20 protein-coding genes and 2 pseudogenes are annotated in these 16,891 nt (G+C 60.3%); 12 read left to right on the top strand and 10 right to left on the bottom strand.

What is annotated here, in order from left to right:
* Position 1 precedes the first annotated feature (1 nt).
* Complete coding sequence (locus tag BMY52_RS14415; protein ID WP_245740930.1) at positions 2 to 1,003, top strand: glycosyltransferase family 2 protein; 1,002 nt, start codon at positions 2 to 4, stop codon at positions 1,001 to 1,003.
* A complete protein-coding gene (locus BMY52_RS14410) occupies positions 996 to 2,039 on the top strand; it encodes a glycosyltransferase family 2 protein (protein WP_177169987.1) in 1,044 nt (347 codons plus the stop codon). Before BMY52_RS14415 ends, BMY52_RS14410 begins: the two co-directional genes overlap by 8 nt.
* Before the next feature lie 49 nt (positions 2,040 to 2,088).
* On the opposite strand, the gene BMY52_RS14405 is transcribed toward BMY52_RS14410, so the two are convergent.
* From BMY52_RS14405 to BMY52_RS14395, 3 genes are read right to left on the bottom strand one after another with little or no spacing between them, the layout of a single operon-like run.
* Positions 2,089 to 2,922, bottom strand: a complete 834-nt coding sequence (locus BMY52_RS14405; RefSeq protein WP_090255620.1) for a class I SAM-dependent methyltransferase — start codon at positions 2,920 to 2,922, stop codon at positions 2,089 to 2,091.
* Positions 2,923 to 2,969: 47 nt separating this feature from the next.
* Positions 2,970 to 4,403, bottom strand: a complete 1,434-nt coding sequence (locus BMY52_RS14400) for an oligosaccharide flippase family protein (protein ID WP_090255618.1) — start codon at positions 4,401 to 4,403, stop codon at positions 2,970 to 2,972.
* A gap of 12 nt (positions 4,404 to 4,415) precedes the next feature.
* The gene (locus BMY52_RS14395; protein WP_143050500.1) at positions 4,416 to 5,771 is read right to left on the bottom strand and encodes a TolB family protein; all 1,356 of its coding nucleotides are present in this window, start codon (positions 5,769 to 5,771) and stop codon (positions 4,416 to 4,418) included.
* Between the two features lie 250 nt (positions 5,772 to 6,021).
* Here BMY52_RS14395 and BMY52_RS15255 point away from each other — a divergent pair, with 250 nt between their 5' ends.
* Positions 6,022 to 6,180, top strand: coding sequence for an oligosaccharide flippase family protein (locus BMY52_RS15255; RefSeq protein ID WP_245740927.1), 159 nt, complete (start codon positions 6,022 to 6,024; stop codon positions 6,178 to 6,180).
* Positions 6,181 to 6,422: 242 nt separating this feature from the next.
* On the opposite strand, the gene BMY52_RS14390 is transcribed toward BMY52_RS15255, so the two are convergent.
* The gene (locus BMY52_RS14390; RefSeq protein ID WP_090255614.1) at positions 6,423 to 7,376 is read right to left on the bottom strand and encodes a transposase; all 954 of its coding nucleotides are present in this window, start codon (positions 7,374 to 7,376) and stop codon (positions 6,423 to 6,425) included.
* A gap of 311 nt (positions 7,377 to 7,687) precedes the next feature.
* Here BMY52_RS14390 and BMY52_RS14385 point away from each other — a divergent pair, with 311 nt between their 5' ends.
* A complete protein-coding gene (locus tag BMY52_RS14385) occupies positions 7,688 to 8,713 on the top strand; it encodes an Rpn family recombination-promoting nuclease/putative transposase (RefSeq protein ID WP_090255612.1) in 1,026 nt (341 codons plus the stop codon).
* Positions 8,714 to 8,920: 207 nt separating this feature from the next.
* Here the strand turns inward: BMY52_RS14385 and BMY52_RS15550 are convergent.
* Positions 8,921 to 9,545 (bottom strand): annotated as a pseudogene (locus BMY52_RS15550) (transposase); the annotation flags it as partial.
* Positions 9,546 to 9,771: 226 nt separating this feature from the next.
* On the opposite strand from BMY52_RS15550, the gene BMY52_RS15250 reads away from it, so the two are divergent.
* Together BMY52_RS15250 and BMY52_RS14375 are read left to right on the top strand one after the other, a co-directional pair.
* Positions 9,772 to 9,942 carry a Type I secretion system protein TolC gene (locus BMY52_RS15250; protein ID WP_143050498.1) on the top strand — a complete coding sequence of 57 codons (171 nt, stop codon included), beginning with the start codon at positions 9,772 to 9,774 and terminating at the stop codon, positions 9,940 to 9,942.
* Positions 9,939 to 10,808: an Rpn family recombination-promoting nuclease/putative transposase gene (locus tag BMY52_RS14375; RefSeq protein ID WP_090255610.1), complete on the top strand. Its 870-nt coding sequence runs from the start codon at positions 9,939 to 9,941 to the stop codon at positions 10,806 to 10,808. The genes BMY52_RS15250 and BMY52_RS14375 overlap by 4 nt, the downstream gene beginning before the upstream one ends.
* 31 nt (positions 10,809 to 10,839) lie before the next feature.
* On the opposite strand, the gene BMY52_RS14370 is transcribed toward BMY52_RS14375, so the two are convergent.
* Together BMY52_RS14370 and BMY52_RS14365 are read right to left on the bottom strand one after the other, a co-directional pair.
* Positions 10,840 to 11,118, bottom strand: coding sequence for an addiction module antidote protein (locus BMY52_RS14370; RefSeq protein ID WP_090255608.1), 279 nt, complete (start codon positions 11,116 to 11,118; stop codon positions 10,840 to 10,842).
* Positions 11,115 to 11,414: a type II toxin-antitoxin system RelE/ParE family toxin gene (locus BMY52_RS14365; RefSeq protein ID WP_090255606.1), complete on the bottom strand. Its 300-nt coding sequence runs from the start codon at positions 11,412 to 11,414 to the stop codon at positions 11,115 to 11,117. The genes BMY52_RS14370 and BMY52_RS14365 overlap by 4 nt, the downstream gene beginning before the upstream one ends.
* A 156-nt stretch (positions 11,415 to 11,570) precedes the next feature.
* On the opposite strand from BMY52_RS14365, the gene BMY52_RS15545 reads away from it, so the two are divergent.
* Genes BMY52_RS15545 through BMY52_RS14355 form a run of 3 tightly spaced genes read left to right on the top strand, consistent with a single transcriptional unit; the run spans position 11,571 to position 12,171 of the window.
* Entirely contained in the window at positions 11,571 to 11,708 is a 138-nt protein-coding gene (locus tag BMY52_RS15545) for a BrnT family toxin (protein ID WP_218140448.1), read from the top strand.
* 3 nt (positions 11,709 to 11,711) lie between these two features.
* Complete coding sequence (locus tag BMY52_RS15540) at positions 11,712 to 11,870, top strand: BrnT family toxin (RefSeq protein ID WP_218140447.1); 159 nt, start codon at positions 11,712 to 11,714, stop codon at positions 11,868 to 11,870.
* The gene (locus BMY52_RS14355) at positions 11,836 to 12,171 is read left to right on the top strand and encodes a BrnA antitoxin family protein (protein ID WP_090255604.1); all 336 of its coding nucleotides are present in this window, start codon (positions 11,836 to 11,838) and stop codon (positions 12,169 to 12,171) included. The genes BMY52_RS15540 and BMY52_RS14355 overlap by 35 nt, the downstream gene beginning before the upstream one ends.
* Before the next feature lie 248 nt (positions 12,172 to 12,419).
* Here the strand turns inward: BMY52_RS14355 and BMY52_RS14350 are convergent.
* Positions 12,420 to 12,683: pseudogene (locus BMY52_RS14350) on the bottom strand (transposase); the annotation flags it as partial.
* Positions 12,684 to 12,903: 220 nt separating this feature from the next.
* Here BMY52_RS14350 and BMY52_RS15780 point away from each other — a divergent pair.
* Together BMY52_RS15780 and BMY52_RS14340 are read left to right on the top strand one after the other, a co-directional pair.
* Positions 12,904 to 13,089, top strand: coding sequence for a type II toxin-antitoxin system RelE/ParE family toxin (locus BMY52_RS15780; protein WP_245740925.1), 186 nt, complete (start codon positions 12,904 to 12,906; stop codon positions 13,087 to 13,089).
* Between the two features lies 1 nt (position 13,090).
* A complete protein-coding gene (locus tag BMY52_RS14340) occupies positions 13,091 to 13,372 on the top strand; it encodes a helix-turn-helix domain-containing protein (protein ID WP_090255602.1) in 282 nt (93 codons plus the stop codon).
* A gap of 125 nt (positions 13,373 to 13,497) precedes the next feature.
* Here the strand turns inward: BMY52_RS14340 and BMY52_RS14335 are convergent, their stop codons facing one another.
* Positions 13,498 to 14,643 (bottom strand): Fic family protein, encoded by a 1,146-nt coding sequence (locus BMY52_RS14335; protein WP_090255600.1) that lies wholly within the window; start codon positions 14,641 to 14,643, stop codon positions 13,498 to 13,500.
* Positions 14,644 to 14,904: 261 nt separating this feature from the next.
* On the opposite strand from BMY52_RS14335, the gene BMY52_RS14330 reads away from it, so the two are divergent.
* On the top strand, positions 14,905 to 16,155 hold the full coding sequence (locus BMY52_RS14330) for a GGDEF domain-containing protein (RefSeq protein WP_090255598.1): 1,251 nt from the start codon (positions 14,905 to 14,907) through the stop codon (positions 16,153 to 16,155).
* A 45-nt stretch (positions 16,156 to 16,200) separates the two neighbouring features.
* Here the strand turns inward: BMY52_RS14330 and BMY52_RS14325 are convergent, their stop codons facing one another.
* Positions 16,201 to 16,665 (bottom strand): YbjN domain-containing protein, encoded by a 465-nt coding sequence (locus BMY52_RS14325; RefSeq protein ID WP_090255596.1) that lies wholly within the window; start codon positions 16,663 to 16,665, stop codon positions 16,201 to 16,203.
* Between the last annotated feature and the right edge of the window lie 226 nt (positions 16,666 to 16,891).

Raw genomic sequence — 16,891 nt, 5'->3', positions numbered from 1 at the left:
CATGCAGGCTGCAAGCAGCATAGCGCATCCCTGTGCGCCGGATGAGACTTCATCGAATTCAGAAAATAGCCCCATACTACTCAGCATCATCATTCCCGTCCTAAACAATGCATCACAGGCCAATCATACAATCAAAAAACTTACTGCTGAACCCCCATCGAAGCCTGTGGAAATTATTATCGTAGATGATGGCTCCAACCCGCCAATACAGATCAATACAGAATCAACTGAGAATTCTCAACTCAAATTACTACGCCTGAAGAAAAATCAGGGTCGGGCGGGGGCCCTAAATACAGGAATCCGATCTGCCTCTGGCCTTTACATGACTTTCCTGGATGTAGATTGCGTACCCGAAACCGGCTATATGAAAAATATACAGCATAACATTTTATCAGGCACACTCATCCTTTTCGGCGATATCCATTTTTTTTCTGGGGATCCTTTTTTTGACCGCTATGGAAACCGAGTCCAGGCAAGGAGACGAACAAAACTAGACAAATGGACAATCAGTCTCACGTCGGCTAACGTGACTCTTCATCGTGACCTTGTTCTGGCGGTGAATGGTTTTGATCCTGCTTACCGTCACTACGGGTTTGAAGATCGGGATTTTTTTCTGCGTCTAGCCCAATCCTTCCCAAATCTCACTCCCATGTACAAAACTGATTGCTCAGTAAAACATGTTGATGTTATCTGTCTAAGAAAAATTTTGAAAAAGTTTGAAACTTCGGGCTGCCATACTGCCAGGATATTCCAAAGCAAGCATCCGGACGCCTACCGAAAAATGCCCATGTACTATTTCGATACCCAGGCAAACCCAATCTATCGCTACATACCCTATTGGATCCTGAGCACCGCAAACCAAGGCCTGAGCACAACCCTTCGGGGTTTATTCTTTTTGGGATATAAGCTGAACTTGGACTGGCTTGCTATACCAGCTCTAAAGGGCATGAATGGTCTGGCCTTCATGCGTGGCACGCTAGCTAAGGATGCATCCAATGTCTGAACCATTGGTCAGCGTCGTTATGGCTGTCCACAACAATGAGCGCTATCTTGAAACAGCGCTGAACAGCATTCTTGAGCAAAGCTGGAAAAATTTAGAATTGATCGTGATAGACGATGCATCCACCGACCGAAGCGCAAGTATTATTCGGGACTATGCATGCTCCGATTCCAGGATAAGACTTTTGGTTAACGACCAGAACCATGGCCTCACCTGTAGCCTCAACCGAGGGCTCGCTGAGGTTCAAGGTGAACTGGTAGCACGCATGGACGGAGACGATATTGCATTGCCGGAAAGACTCGCCAAACAAGTCGAAGCATTCAGATCAAACCCTAAACTGGTTCTTTGCGGAACAGCCACCATCAATATAGATGAAAAAGGCACAAAACACACTTTTTGCGAATGGCCATCCAATCATAACGTTCTACGCTGGTATTCCATATTTCGCCCTGCAGTTGCCCACCCTTCTGCGATGTTCCGGGTCAGATTCGGCAACCAAATAATGCGGTACAACGAAAACCTGCGTACCGCACAAGACTATGATTTATGGTCTCGCCTACTTCAGCATGGAGATGGATTAGTCCTGAATATTCCGTTGCTTTTATATCGCCACCACGCAAGCAGTATTTCGAGCACTTTACGCATCGAACAAACCGAAAGCGCCGCCAACATATGCCAGGAAAATCTATATCGAGAGTTTCCCGATTTTTTCATCAGAAAAAATATCGGGCATGCAAAATATGTCGCACATTTAATCCATAACTCCATGGCCAGTTTACCGCAAGATGCCACAGCAGCCTTCACCACATTATTAGCACTTGAATCCGAATACCTGACCACAATTAACCAATATGATGAAGAGTCGCGCCGGGCCATACAACGTCTCACCACTCGATGGGTAGCCCAGACTTTGCTCGGGAAAAGTCCGCTCAAGGTGAGCGAACGCATCCGCGTCCTGACCAAACTGAGGTGTCGCCTAGGGGCACTATTCAATGAAGGCTTTCATTTCGGTATCCGCAGACTTCGTGCGAGGCTTTAACGAAAAATCATATCAACTGGCACACCATGCATCCCGGATTCGCTGCCTCTCAAAAGCGGCATTTTCCGACCCGTGCCACCGCAAGCAGCCGCCGACAATCCTCCTCGCGCTCCACGTAGAGGAACCGCTTTAGATAAGTCTTCATGAACAGGCGGTTGAGGCCGCGGTTCGTGATCACGAACTGGGTGCCGCCCCCTCCGAGCAGGGTCTTGGCCAGGCGAATCGGCAGATCCCGACGGCTGTCAAAGTACACGATCTTCTCGACCTCGAAGTGTTCTTCCAGTGCCGCTCGCAGGTTTACAGCATCGAAATGCTGGTGGTGCTTCGGGATCAGGGGGCTGTTCTTGTGGGGCACCGTCAATACCAGTCGGCCGCCGGGCTCCAGATGCGTTTGGATTGCCGCAAGAAACCCCGCTACCTCTTTCGGCTCGATGTGCTCGAGCACCTCGATCAGCGTGGCGAGTTCAAAGGCCTCTCCGAGGGGGTCGGCGACTATGTCCCGAGCCTCGAAGCGAAGCTCGGGGTTGAATGCCCGGGCAAAACTGATCGCCGCAGCGCTGTAGTCGATGCCCATGACACTTAGGGTCGGGAACCGCCTAGAGGCTTCCATGAGGAAACGACCGTCGCCGCAGCCCACGTCAAACAATGACCGGGGTTGATAGCGGGCGACCTCCTTCGCCACCACCTCAAGCCCCCCAAGATAGCGAAATCCCCAGCTGTAATGCCGGGTCTGACTGAAGTCGGGGCCGTCCGACTGCGGGATATAGTGGTAGGGAAAACCGTATTCCGCCTCCTGAACCTGCCCCTGGTAGGAGTTTTCCGGGGGCGGGGGGTTATCCCGACTGATCGGGTCATGTGTCATGGTTTCGCCGTGATTCGCCATTTTGGTGTTCTCCTTGTGAATCGCGGCGATTCCGTCTGCAAAGTCAGTTATTCAGGCCTTGCGCGCAGAAGCCGCAGTATGCTGCGCCAGGGAAGGGTGCCCGTCAGCAAGGCCCCGGCCGCCAACGCCAAGAAGCCGCCCCCGAGAGCGAGCACTGGGTGAAGCCAGAGGAGGCCCCCGGCAGTCCCAAGGGCGGCAAGTGTCACCAAACCGGGAAGCACCATGCTGCCCATGGGATCGACGGCATCCGTGCCGCGGAGCAGCAGGAGCTGTGTTGCGACCGTACCGATCAGGCCGATGCCGGTGGCGTAGAACACCCCCGTCAGCTCGCAACATCCCACCAACGGCACGAATATGATGGAGAAAACCAGCGCCCCGGCAAACATGGCGCCGGCAATCTGCCAGTACCGACCGTGGGCGACGAACACGCTGCGCAGGCTGGTTACCCAGAAGTAGGGGCCGACCAGCAACACCGCCCACGGCAGCAGTGCGCCGGCGCTGGCGTATTCGGGACCGAACAGCCAGGTCAGTGCCGGGGCACCGACGGTGATCCCGCCTACTGCCAGGGCGGCCGCGAGCAGCCAGCCGGCCCTCAGCGCCCCCTGGACGAACAGGGCCGTCTTGCCGTCCTGCCGTTCCGAGGCGCGCGTGAGCACCGGCACGGCCGCTAGCCCCAGCTCCGCCACCACCGAACCGATGATCACGAACACCTGCAGGGCGAGCGCGAGCTGCCCCAGGGGCGCATCCGTGCCCTCCAGTTGCCGATAGAGAACCAGGGGGCCCTGCATCAGCCACCCAAGCAAAAAGGCCGCCACCAGGAAAGGCAGACCGGCCCCGATGAGGGCAAGCATCGGCCGCAGCGACCAGTCCGCTTGCAGACCGGGGCGCAGGAAGCGGCGCACCAGATAGAGGCCGACGGCGCCCTGGGCGATCCACGCGCCGGCGTGCACCATCGCGAGAACGAGCACCCCATGGCCGGCGGCCAGCAGCGCGAGCCCGAGAAGCACCTCGAGCAGCCGGAACACCACCTCCTGGGCAAGGACGAAGCCGGAGGCTTCGTGCCCCTTGAACACGGCGTTGGTCCATGAGGCGAGGCCCCTCCCCATTACGGCGAAGGCGAAGACCAACAGAAGCGCGCGGGCCGTGGGGTCGCTCTCCAGCCACCACCCGAGCCCGAGGCACAGCGCCGCGACCAAGGCGCTGCTCAGGGTCCGCAGGGCGAGGCTCGCGGGGACGACGTCCGGGGCTCCCGTCCGCGCCCGACCGATCTCGCGCAGCAGCAGGAAGTCCAGCCCCAGTATGGCCAGTGGCACGAAAAGCAGATACCAGGACAGGCCGTAGTTGAACAACCCGTACAGCTCCGGACCCAGCAGCCCGGCGATGACCAGCACATAGACCGCCCGAGCGGCGACCGTCACCGCGCGGGCGCCTGCCAGGTAGGTGGTGTTCCTGAGAATCGATCGGAGCCCTGTGTGTTCCATGGACCGTATCAGTCAGCGCCGGGCGCGGGCAAGAACGGTCGGACGCCTGCTTTCACGGCCGGCGCCCCGGGCTTTATCCAGAGCCAGAGCATAGATCGCCCGGCTGCCCCCGTGGGTCGAGTCGAAGTGAATGAGGTCGCCGCGCGGTGACCAGCGCGGATGCAGGTCGCAGCGCAGCTCGTCACCCACGTAACGGCGGCCCGGGGGGAATGCCCCCAGACGGGTGAACGAGCCCGTGTCGAGGTCGAGCACCTCCAGATTCTGGGCGCCGAGCCGGTCGGGGTAGGAATCCGTCAGCAAGCGACGCCCGTCCGGTGACAGGCTGGGGTGCCCGTCCCGTGCGGGCATGCTGGGGTGCATCGGACCCTCAGGAAGGCCGTTGCGGAGGACGCGGTACTCCGCCCTGCCGTCCGGAAAGACCATGGTGATTAGGAAATGCTCGCCGTCGAGCCACCACCCGTGAGAGGGCTTGGCGTCGTCAGCCAGCAACCGCAGGCCGCCGATGCTGGCGTCCGTATCGAGCAGCCGTACATGACTGCGCCCGTCGGGAGTGACCCATAGGTGCAGAAATGCGATGCGGGCGCCGTCTGGCGCGATCATCACCAAGTTCGCATAGTGCTGCGCGCCGGCCATCGATGCCTCGGGGGCCAAGGCGGCCATGTCGGCAAAGGAGACGAGCAGCCTGGGCTCCCCGCCCGCCAGATCCACGCGCCATAGGCCGTCTTTGCCCGACGCGGTGTCGCCCCGGGTCCGGTCCGGCAGGTCGTCGTAGCCGTAGCCTGGCCGCAGGCGACCGAGGCGGGCGAAGTCGAGGGCAACGCCGTACTCTCCGGTGCGGGCCACGTCGAACAGTGCCATGGGGTAGCGATCCACCTCCTTGCCCGTTTCCACGTCGTACACCCGGGTCACGTGGCGGCCCTTCGCCTCGCCGTTGCACAGGATGTGGCGGTCGGGCTGCGCCGGATGCCAGCGCAGGCGCGCCCCCATCTGCCAGCACCAGGAGGACGTCACGGCAACCTCCCGGAAGGCGCCGGTGGCCGTGTCGATGGTGCCAATGCCCGCAGGGCCCTTGCGGGCGGCGGGCCCCGGTCCACCGGGCACCGCGTGGGCGAGCAGCCGGGTCTGGTCAGCGGAGAGCGGGCCCATGTCGTAGTAGCCGAAGAAGGTCTCGCACCCGGGTACCTGGTAGCGCACTACCGGTGGGTTCTGGGGCGCCGCGCCCGGGAGGGCGCGCAGCAGGGCCTTGACGTGCCATTTGACCCGCTGGCGGGTGGTGCGGTCCCGCAGCAGGGGCAGGCGCAGGAGCAGGTCCTTTGGGGAAGCGGCCATCGGTGTGGGGCTATCGTCAAATCTTGTGTATGGCGTCATGAACAAGCGGTGTCCTGCAGTTTGAATCGTACCCCGGTGACGACCTTGGTGATGTAGTCGAAGCCCCGGATGTGGCGCCATCGTTTTCGGCGGCCATGCCCAGCTTGGAAATCATGGCCAGCACGGTATCCCGGGTGATAGAGCTCTTGGCCTGCTCGGCCCGGTGGCGGATGGTACTAAAGGTGGATTCAATCGGGTTCGTTGTCCTCAAATCGCTCATGCCCATTTGGGCCATGGATTTGCCCTGGGGTTGCTGATCACCCTCCTCCTGGCCCGATTGCTGGGGCCTTTGGGGTACGGGGTGTATGCCTTTGTCCTGGCCGTGGTGTCCTTGATCTCCCTGCCGGTGCAATTGGGCCTCTCCCCCCTGATCGTACGCCACACCCCAGGTAAGGCACACCCCAGGTAAGCACCCCAGGTAAGGGACAGGCACTCTTGATCATCCCGGGCACTCTTGATCATCCCGCTCAGCTTTTCGTCACATAGCCGTTATGTTCAACACCCACCCGCCCCGTGGTCTGCCATTTCCCCGCCTGGGAATCGCCATCCGACCTCGAATTTCCCCGCCATCTTCCTCGAAGCATGAACGGCACCCACGCGCCAACCTCGGCACCTCACCGCCGCATGGGAAAAGTCGGTCAGGAAAGCCCTTCAGGCCGCTGATCGTCGTCGCTGCTGCCGGTACGAGGCCTCAAACTGTGTGCTCTGATCCAGCCATTGCTCCGGGTTGAGTCCCAGCCGCTGCAGGATCGGAGGCAGTGCGTTGGCAATGGCACCCTTCTTCCTCGGGTCGATGGCTCGCCCGGTGTCGTCCACCAGGGCCAGGTAATCCTCGAAAGCAAACGGAAGGCCAGTCTGCTCTTCCTGCACCCACGCGCCCTCAAAATGCAGCAGCGGCTTCACCTTGCCATCGAACCGCAACAGGGCATCCAGCTGCATCTGCTCGCGCACGGCCTGCGCCAGGTTGAACCGGGGTGTGATCCGCTCCCAGATGCTGGTGTGCGCCGAGGTCTCCGGGGTGGCCGCCATACCGGCCCGCACCGGGTTGAGATCCACATAGGCCATGCAACTGAGCAGCGCCGCCTCGGTGCGCAGCGCCTGGGACTTGAACCGCGCCTCCCAGAAATGCCCGCTGCAGCCATCCTCCCGGTTGGCCTGGCGGGCAATGGGCTCGTTCAGGCATTTCATGAACCAGCTCAGGTCCGCCAGTCGCCGCCGGTAACACTGGGCAAATTCTGCCACCTGGCTCAGCTCGTAGCTCTCCTGCGACGCGCCGGCCAGATACCGCTGGACCAGCAGTGGCCCCTTGAACAGGCAACTCCAGCGCCGCAGCACCTCGTCATCGGACCATTGCTCGGCCTGGGCCGGCTCCAGCTTCACCACCAGGTGGTAATGGTTGGACATGACCGCGTAGGCGGCCACCTCCAGGGCGAACAAGGACGCCAGCAGCCGGATACGATCTTCGATCCATTGCCGGCGGTGGTCAAAGCACTTGCCGGTGGCGTGATCCTGTCCGCACAGGAAAGTGCGCCGCACACAGCGCGAGACCACATGGTAGTAAGGGGTCTCGGTGACCGATATCTGCTGGCAACGGGGGCGTGGCATGTGTCCCTCCTGGACAGTGGTTCACCGGCCAGATCCATGGGCCGTGGAACAACAGCCTACCGCGAGGCAGGAGGCCAAGCCAAGATCAGAAAATGCTGAGGACTGATCTCAATCCGGCATCCCCATCAGCCAGGGTCCCGATCGTTGACGCCCCATCAGTGTTGTATTAATTTACAGATACCGACCGAGCGGGACGGTGAACCGCAACCACGCCCCACTCAACCTCGTCTGCCTGGACGAGTCACCTGGATACCACTTGGACTCGCACGGCGCGGCTGGATTGAAGACCGCATCCTGGAACTGCCGAAACCATGGGCAACAACCTCCCCAACCCGCACGACACCTTATTCAAGGCTCTGCTTGAAGACCCCGAGAGGGCCGGAACACTCCTGCGTGAGAGCCTCCCGGAGGCGCTCACCGACAAGATGGCGGGTGATCCTCAACCGATGGATGGCTCTTTCATCGATGAGAATCTGCGGGGCACCCACAGCGACCGGCTGTTTCAGGTGAAACTGCAGGATGGGCGCAGCGCCTTCATCTACACCCTGATCGAGCACAAGTCCTGGCCCGACGTGGCCGCCCCCCTGCAGTTGATGGGCTATCGCCACCGCATCTGGACGCGCTACGCGCAGGATGACGCACAACGCCTGCGCAAGCTGCCGCCCATCATCACCCTGCTGGTCTACCACGGCCGCCAACCCTGGAATGTGCCCACCACCCTGATCGACTGCATCGATGCCGATGAGGATCTACTGGCCCTGCAACGCGAGGGGCGCTACGAGGTCAAAGACCTCACGGGGAGCAAGCCGGCCTATGAGGACTTTTCCCACCATCCTCTGCTACGGGCAGGCCTGGCGGCCCTGGCCTGGGCCTTCGTTGAAGGCCTGCCATCGGATAGACTGGCCCAACTGCTGCGCGATCTGCCCGATAACCACCCGCTCACCCGGCAAATATTGATTTACATCGTGCGGGTCCACACAATCACTGAAGATCAATTCAAGCAAGGGGTGGCCATGGCCAAGCCCCATCTCGTGGAGGCACTCACCATGTCACTGGCTCAGGAATGGATGGATCGGGGAGAAGCCAAGGGAATTCAGAAGGGCATTCAGCAGGGCATTCAGAAAGGGATCCAGGAGGGCATTCAGCAGGGCCTCCATCAGGGCGAAGCCCAGATGCTCGTGTGGCTACTGGAACAGAAGTTTGGTCAGCAGGTACTCAAGCCCTATCTGCGGCCCATCGAAAAGGCAGACGAGCAGCAGATCAAAACCTGGTCTGCCCGACTGCTCACCGTCGACAGCATTGTGGAAGTCTTCAAGGACGATTCATCCGTGCAGTGAAACTGAGCGGTTAAAGGACTGAATAGAGCAACCACATTGCCCCACCCCCCGTGGGAGCCGGCCTGCTGGCGATGCGCTGCAACAGCAGCGCCCGACCCGGCCCATGTGCCCACCGTTTTCGCGGGCGAGGCCCGCTCCCACATGATGCAGATGGACTCCCTGCCCCATCTGCTCGCGCACGGCCTGCGCCAGGTTGAACCGGGGTGTGATCCGCTCCCGGATGCTGGTGTGCGCCGAGGTCTCCGGGGTGGCCGCCATACCGGCCCGCACCGGGTTGAGATCCACATAGGCCATGCAACTGAGCAGCGCCGCCTCGGTGCGCAGCGCCTGGGACTTGAACCGCGCCTCCCAGAAATGCCCGCTGCAGCCATCCTCCCGGTTGGCCTGGCGGGCAATGGGCTCGTTCAGGCATTTCATGAACCAGCTCAGGTCCGCCAGTCGCCGCCGGTAACACTGGGCAAATTCTGCCACCTGGCTCAGCTCGTAGCTCTCCTGCGACGCGCCGGCCAGATACCGCTGGACCAGCAGTGGCCCCTTGAACAGGCAACTCCAGCGCCGCAGCACCTCGTCATCGGACCATTGCTCGGCCTGGGCGGGGTCCAGCTTGGCCACTAGGTGGTAATGGTTGGACATGACCGCGTAGGGCCACCTCCACGGCAAACAAGGACGCCAGCAGCCGGATCCGATCTTCGATCCATTGCCGGCGGTGTTCAAAGCTCTTGCCGGTGGCGTGGCCCTGTCCGCACAGGAAGGTGCGACGCACACAGCGCGAGACCACGTGGTAGTAAGGGGTCTCGGTGACCGATATCTGCTGGCAACGGGGGCGTGGCATGTGTCCCTCCTGGACGATGGATGCGCGGCTGAGTCCTTGTGAACCGGAATAGGGGTAGATTAGCGAAGGGAGGGGTACCGGCCAAAGCGGAGTGTTTCAAGCATCGGTTGGCACAAGAACACCCACCTTGCCCCTCCCAGATCAACCACCTCGCTGCCGTTACGTTGACGCGCCGAGCGTGTTGTATTAATTTACAGATACATGGATCCATAAGCGCGGGTCACCCATGATCTTGCCCCGCTCAGTTCTCATCGGCATTGATGCGCCACCCTGGAACCACGTGGTTTCACACTGTCTGCGCCGTACCTCCCTCTCCGGTCAGAATCACTTCACCGGCAACACCTGCGAGCACCAATACGGCCCGATTGGGGAGCACATCCTGGAGCGGGCCGCATGAGCCAACTGCTTGACCCCACCAATGATTATGTCTTTAAGCGCCTGCTGAGCGAGGCCCCGGACCTGTTGGTGGCCTTGATCAATGATCTGCGCCCGGACCTGCCAAACATCGCCTCGGTGGAGGTGCTCAACCCCAACATCGAACCCAGCGAACTCACCGGCAAATACATCATCCTCGACGTCCTCGCCCGCGATGGCGAAGGCCACTGCTACAATGTGGAGGTACAGGTGCGCCGCTATGGCGCCTGGCACAAGCGCGGCCTGTTCTACCTGGCTCGCACCCTGGGCAACCAGCTAAATGCGGGCGAGGATTACCAGCACCTGCGCGCCTCGGTGGGCTTGCACCTGCTGGACTTTGATCTGTTCACCCACAGCGAGGCCGAACGCCAGCAAGCTGTATGGCGCTTTGAGATGCGTGATGAAACCCAGCCCAAGGTCACGCTGGGGAACGTACTGCAGATGAACCTGATCGAACTGAGAAAGGCCGACACCCTGGGCCTGCCGCCAGGGCCGTTGTCGGACTGGATCACCTTCTTCAAGCACTGGCGGGAGACCCTGACCATGGCCAAGATTACCCACGAGCCTGTGCAGCAGGCAATGAACCGGCTCAAGGAATTGAGCGCCGACGAGGAAGCCCGTCGTCTGGCCTTCGTGCGTGAACGCGCCCTCCGGGATGAGGTGTCGCTGTTGAATGAGGCGAAGCGGGAAGGGCGTGAAGAGGGGCTCGAGCAAGGGCGCCTCCAAGCAAAACAGGAAACGGCACGTAATCTGATTGCCCGCACCGAGATGGATGACCAGATGATCTCGCAGATCTCCGGATTGGCTCTTGAGGAGGTGGTAAGCCTGCGTCACGAGGTTCCGCACTGAAGCGCCAAGGGACAGGTTGTAGGCTACACGACTATGTAGTTGTCCCATGCGGCCGTGCCGTCAGATCAACACCAAGAGCTCGCATTACGGTCAGCAACGTTTTGAGTGTTGGGTTACCTTGCTCACTGAATGAGCGATATAGCTGTTCACGGGAAAGTTCCGCCATGCCTTTGGCACGGGCTACCACGCCCACGGCTTTCGCAATGTAGGCAGCATCGCCTGTTTCCAACGCATCTGCAAGGAACACGGCAATCGCCTCTTCACTTTCAAGGGCTGCCGCCGGATCGTAGTCGTAGATCTTTTCTCTCATGTGGCCTCCCACTCTGCTGCAATACGCTGCGTCGTCAAGATATCGCTTTGCTGTGTACTCTTATCGCCACCACACAGGAGGATGATGATTTCGCTGCCTCGGTACTTGAAATAGCCCCGGCACCCAGGCCCATGGTGAATACGCAGCTCACTGACACCCTGCCCAACAGGCTTGACGTCGCCTGCCAAGCCATTGGCCAAACGGAACATGCGCGCAGCGATCAAAGCCTTGGCACGCTGGTCGCGCAATTTACGCTCCCATTTTCTGTAGGTATCCGTTTGCTTGATTTCGAGCATGGCACAGGCGGACGGCGTAGCCGTCCTTGGGTTTCAGGGGGGGTGAGGGACAGGCACTTTTGAGAGGGCACTCTTGAGTGTAGAGGGCCTTGAGCTGAGCCTCCAGGCCCGTTGCCTCAAGTTGCCTTGCGCAATTAACGCATCTACAATAATTCCATGAGCACGTGTTACTGCTGGGACGAAACCAAACGGCAGGCCAACCTTGAAAAGCACGGCCTTGACTTTGTCGATGCCGATTTGGTGTTGGCAAGCGAATATCGACTGGATGTGCCCAGTGAGCGCAATGACGAGTAACGAGTGCAGTCTTTTGCCTACGTGTTTGAGGTGCTCACCGTGTTGACGGTGGTGTATCTGCCCGGAGTGAATGGCTTTCGTGTCATCAGCTTTCGCCGGGCCAATCGTTCGGAAAGAGGTGTCTACCATGAGTGGCTTGAAAACAACGACGCTGACGCTTGAGCAAATGCGTAGCCGCCGGGCACAGGGCGAATCCAAGACCGACTGGGCGCGGTTGAAACGCGAGGTTGAGGCAGGTGTAGAACCTACCGATGACGAGGATTCACCCGATGCAACCCAGAAGCTGCGTGAGGTGGTGGAAAAGCGCCAAGTGGGCAGGCCGGCAGGAAGTGGCACCAAGGAACAGGTGTCGATCCGCTTTGACCGGGACGTTCTGCGTGCCTTTCGCTCCGCTGGACCTGGGTGGCAGACCCGAATGAACGAGGCGCTGAAGGATTGGCTCAAGACCCACTCCCCGCGCTGACAAAGTGAGGTAAGGGACAGGCACTCTTACCATTTCGACAGCTGGCCATGCCTGCTCTACCGCCCCCGTGGGAGCCGGCCTGCCGGCGATGCGCTGCAGCAGCAGCGCCCGGGCCAGCCCGTGTGCCCACCGCCTTCGCGGGCGAGGCCCGCTCCCACATGATGCAACGGCGGTTTCACTTTGCAATCGAACCGCAACTGGGCATCCAGCTGCATCTGCTCGCGCACGGCCAGCGCCAGATTGAACCGGGGCGTGATCCGCTCCTTGATGCTGGTGTGCTCCGAGTCCTCCGGGGTGGCCGCCATCCCGGCCCGCACCGGGTTGAGATCCCCATAGGCCATGCAACTGAGCAGCGCCGCCTCGGTGCGCAGCGCCTGGGACTTGAACCGCGCCTCCCAGAAGTGCCCCGCACAGCCATCCTCCCGGTTGGCCTGGCGGGCAATGGGCTCGTTCAAGCATTTCATGAACCAACTCAGATCCGCCAGTCGCCGCCGGTAACACTCGGCAAATTCTGCGCACTGGGTCGTACTTCCGCAGAGCGAGGCGCCGGCAAAGGCGTGCCTGCTGTTTGCTGTAACGTCTAAGATTACGTACACTCCGAGTATGCAAACACTGATTTTCATGGGCTCCAGTCGCGAGGATATCCGGCGTTTTCCGGAGGGGGTGCGGAGGGAGCTTGGGCGACAGTTGCTTCGTATTCAGCATGGACTGGACCCCGATAATTGAAAGCCGATGAAGACAGTGGGCAAAGGTGTGCGCGAGGTGCGGATCAATGTTAAGGGCCAGTTCAGGGTCCTTTATGTCAAGAACATTGGTAACGCTGTGTATGTATTGCATGCCTTCCAGAAAAAGGCGCAGAAGACCAGCGCGAAGGATATCGAGTTGGGACAGCGCAGGTACAGGCAAATCGGGTGCTGATATGGACGAAAAAATGACAGTGAGCTGTGGCAACGTTTTTGAGGATCTAGGATTCTCGCCGGAGGATGCTGCGGCAATGCAAGTAAGGGAAACTCTTTTGATCGCGTTGGAGAAAGAACTGCGCAAACGCGGCAAGACACAGCGGGAGCTGGCAGCAGAGTTAGGGGTGTCACGCAGCCGAATTTCCGAGGTGCTGCATCACAAGACCGACCGCTTTAGCGCTGACAAACTAGTGGGCCTGCTGCACCGAGCGGGTAAGCGTGTGGAGTTGCGGGTTGACTGAGCAGAGCAAGGGACAGGCACTCTTGATCTTCTGTGGATTGTATGGCTGTGGTTCGTGGTCCGGGAGCGGCTGGGGATCAGCAGCGTGCCGGTTTGAAGCAGGAATCCACCGGGGCGAGTGGCGCCCTACTCCCCCTCGTCCTGGCGGTACGGTTCCGGCACCTGATAGCGAGTGCTTCGGCCTCCTGCAGATAGCCTCACCAGGCAGCCCTTCTCGACAAGACCGGCAAGGTGGCGTGTGGCGGTGGCCTTGCTGACCTTGGCCACTTTCTGATACTGCGAGGCGCTGATGCCTTGTTCAAAGCCCCTTTCCCCTCCCTCAAGCAGCCGGTCCAGCACCTTTACCTGTTCGGGGAGTAGGCCAGCCGCCCCGAAGCGCTGCCAGAAGCGGGCCTTGGCCAGTGTCCGCTCCACCTGATCCAGCACGTTCAGCAACGTGGCATCCAGGGTGTCCAGGAACCAGATAAGCCAGTCCGTCAGGTCCGGCGTTCCACGCTGGCTCTCTTCGAGATGGCGATAGTAATCGGCTCGCCGCTCCAGGATGGCTGCGGACATGGCATACAGGCGAATCCCTTGCTGGTCCGCCTGCGCCAGGGCGCGATCGGCGATGGCCCGGGCGATACGCCCGTTGCCATCTTCAAACGGATGCAGCGTCACGAACCAGAAGTGCGCCAGACCGGCCCGCACGAGGGGATCCAGCCCGGGGTCATGGCGGCTGCACTCGAACCAATCGAGGAACCGGTCAACCTCGCGCTCCAGGCATTCTCGGGGTGGGGCCTCAAAATGCACCCTGGGGCGATCGATGCGGCCGGACACCACCTGCATCGGCTCCACCCCACGCCATTGGCCGGGGCGCAGTGTGGTCAGAGAGGCGTCCGCATCAGGGAACAGCCATCGATGCCATTGGAATAATCTTTCTGCATCCAGCGGTGAGTCCGGTTTGAGGGTGGCATCCAGCATCAGTTCTGCCAGGCCTTCGGATCGCGGTGAAGGAGGCTCACCAGGCTCCTCCACACCAAGGCGCCGGGCCAGCGACGAGCGTACCGACGCAACGTTCAGGCGCTCTCCTTCGATGGCCGAGGACGTGACGATGTTCTGTAATAACGTGTCCAGTGCGGCCCTCGCCCCGGTCTCCGGGTCATCTGCGGTCCACAGGGACCCTGAACGACCCAGCAAGATGCCAAGATCCTTCCAGCACTTCTGCAGCCGAGGCTGGACCTCAGCCACTTGCCAGGTGAAGCGGGGCCAATCGGGGTGTTGCCAAATCCACATGGGCGCCTGGTGGAGCAAGCCTGGACTCCAGGAAAGACGAAAGAGCGGGAGTATACGTTTTCCGCTCTCTGAATGAGCCGAATATTGGAATTTTTCGGCTCAGCAGACAAGCATGGCTCACACACACACACATAGGGACAGGCACTCTTGACCCCTCTTGACCCTTGACCGCTCAAACGGACTTCAGCGCTGCATCCCCCCACGCCGGACCTTCTGGCATAACATGCAGTATCCGGCTCCTCCCGCTCACCTGAACCGACCATGATCCAATCACATCTGAAAACCCTCATCTTCATCCTGCTTCCGCCCGTGTTACTGGCTTTGGGGATGGGCGCAGCCATCCAAGGCAGCTGGCTGCCGGAACTCCCCCAGGGCCTGGTGGAGGCACTGCCCTGGCTGATGGGCGGACTGGCGGGGGTGCTGGCCTTTCTCTATGGTCGCACTCGCACGCTCATCTGCGTGGCTCTGGTATTGCTGGTCTATCTGGGCATCATGCTCCATATCCGACCCATGGCCATGGCGCCCGGTACGGATCCACTGCCTGAGCTGGGCTATGCGCTCATGACAATGCTGATCCCCGTGGTGTTCATGGCCAATGCCTTCTGGTCCGAACGCTATCACCTGGTGATGGATTTGCTGCTGCGACTGGCAGCCTTTGGGGGGTTGGCGGGAATCGCCGTCTTCCTCGCCATGAATGATCCGGAAAACATGGCCGATCTTCTGCTGACCATCTACGTGCCCGCGCTGCACTGGGACGCCTACGGCATGCCTCAGCTTTCCTTTTGGAGCCTGGTGCTGTGCCTGGGCATCATGGGGTTCTTTCTGCTACGTCGGCCGAGCCCCCAATGGGCCGGGCAGTGGATCACCCTGGCGGGCATCGGCTGGATGCTGCCGCAACTGTTCCATACCTATGCCGTGCCCGTGTTCACTGCCACCCTGCTGCTGATTCTGGCCATCGCCGTGATTCATGAATCCTTCCAGATGGCGTTCCGCGATGACCTGACCGGCCTGCCCGGTCGTCGCGCCCTCAACGAACGACTGCAGCGTCTGGGCCGTCGCTATACCATCGCCATGACCGACGTGGACCATTTCAAGAAATTCAACGACACCCACGGGCATGACCTGGGTGATCAGGTGCTGCGGGTGGTGGCAGCCCAACTGCGCAAGGTCAGCGGTGGGGGGCGCGCTTACCGCTACGGCGGCGAGGAGTTCACCATCATCTTTCCCGGCAAGACGGTGGAGCAGTGTATTCCCCATCTGGAAGATGTCAGGGAAGCCATCGAAGCCTACGAGATCGCCGTTCGCGACGAATCATCCCGGCCGGGTAGCAAGCGGGAGGGTCGGGCAAGACGTGGGCAAGGCAAGGGCAAAAAGGTGTCGGTCACCATCAGCATGGGCGTGGCTGAACGCAGCCAGGACCATCCGGATCCTGAAACCGTCATCAAGGCGGCCGATCAGGCGCTGTATGCCGCCAAACAAGCCGGACGCAATCAGGTGTGTGCGGCGGAATAAAAAATGGGGACAGACACCTTTTAGCATGCCAATGCGAGGCTGGGGCTACTGGTTCAGCACATCAGCCTTGAACTGCTCCAGGGCCACGCGCCACCAGTCGATGGTGTCGTCCAGATTCCTCCGGCTCACTCCGTAGTGCAGGTTGACGTTCATTTCCAGCACCGGGTCGCCCTCATCGTCCAGATAGGCCTTGCCAAAACGATACCCCTCGTTCCAGTCGTTCATATCCGCCAGGGTGTACTGGCCTTCCGTCGCCCAGGCGCTGCTAAACCGGATGGTCTTGCAGTTCCGGTTGTCGGAACACCCATAAAACATGATGAAATAACGCGTCCCGTCCATGCGCCCCGTGATCATGGGATCCCCCACCCCGTCGGTGTCCAGAGTGGCGGAACCATAGCCCCGGGCCAGGTTCATGATCTCCTCCGGATCAGCAGCATCCACCCATTCGGAAGCCCATAATGGATTCGCTACCACGGCCAGCACGACCCCTGCCAATACCCCCTTCAACATACTTCACCTCCCGCCATGAATGGATTGTGGTCTTGTGGGCTGTACCCAGTCCCACCGACCTGCATTGCACTCTACCTGATCCACCCCAGGCAACCAATCCCACGCCCAAAGCGGCTGCTCACCAACAACTTTTGACATCCTCTCCGGCCTGAAGGCCGGAGATTCCTACGGCGCTCAATTCGCTGATGCGATTTGAGTCGCTTCGGTGGGTTCCTGCTTCATCGGG

Source organism: Ectothiorhodospira marina (genome assembly GCF_900109495.1).
Lineage (GTDB): Bacteria > Pseudomonadota > Gammaproteobacteria > Ectothiorhodospirales > Ectothiorhodospiraceae > Ectothiorhodospira > Ectothiorhodospira marina.
The sequence above is the reverse complement of the archived record's forward strand: the minus strand, read 5'-3'. Positions and strand labels throughout refer to the sequence as shown.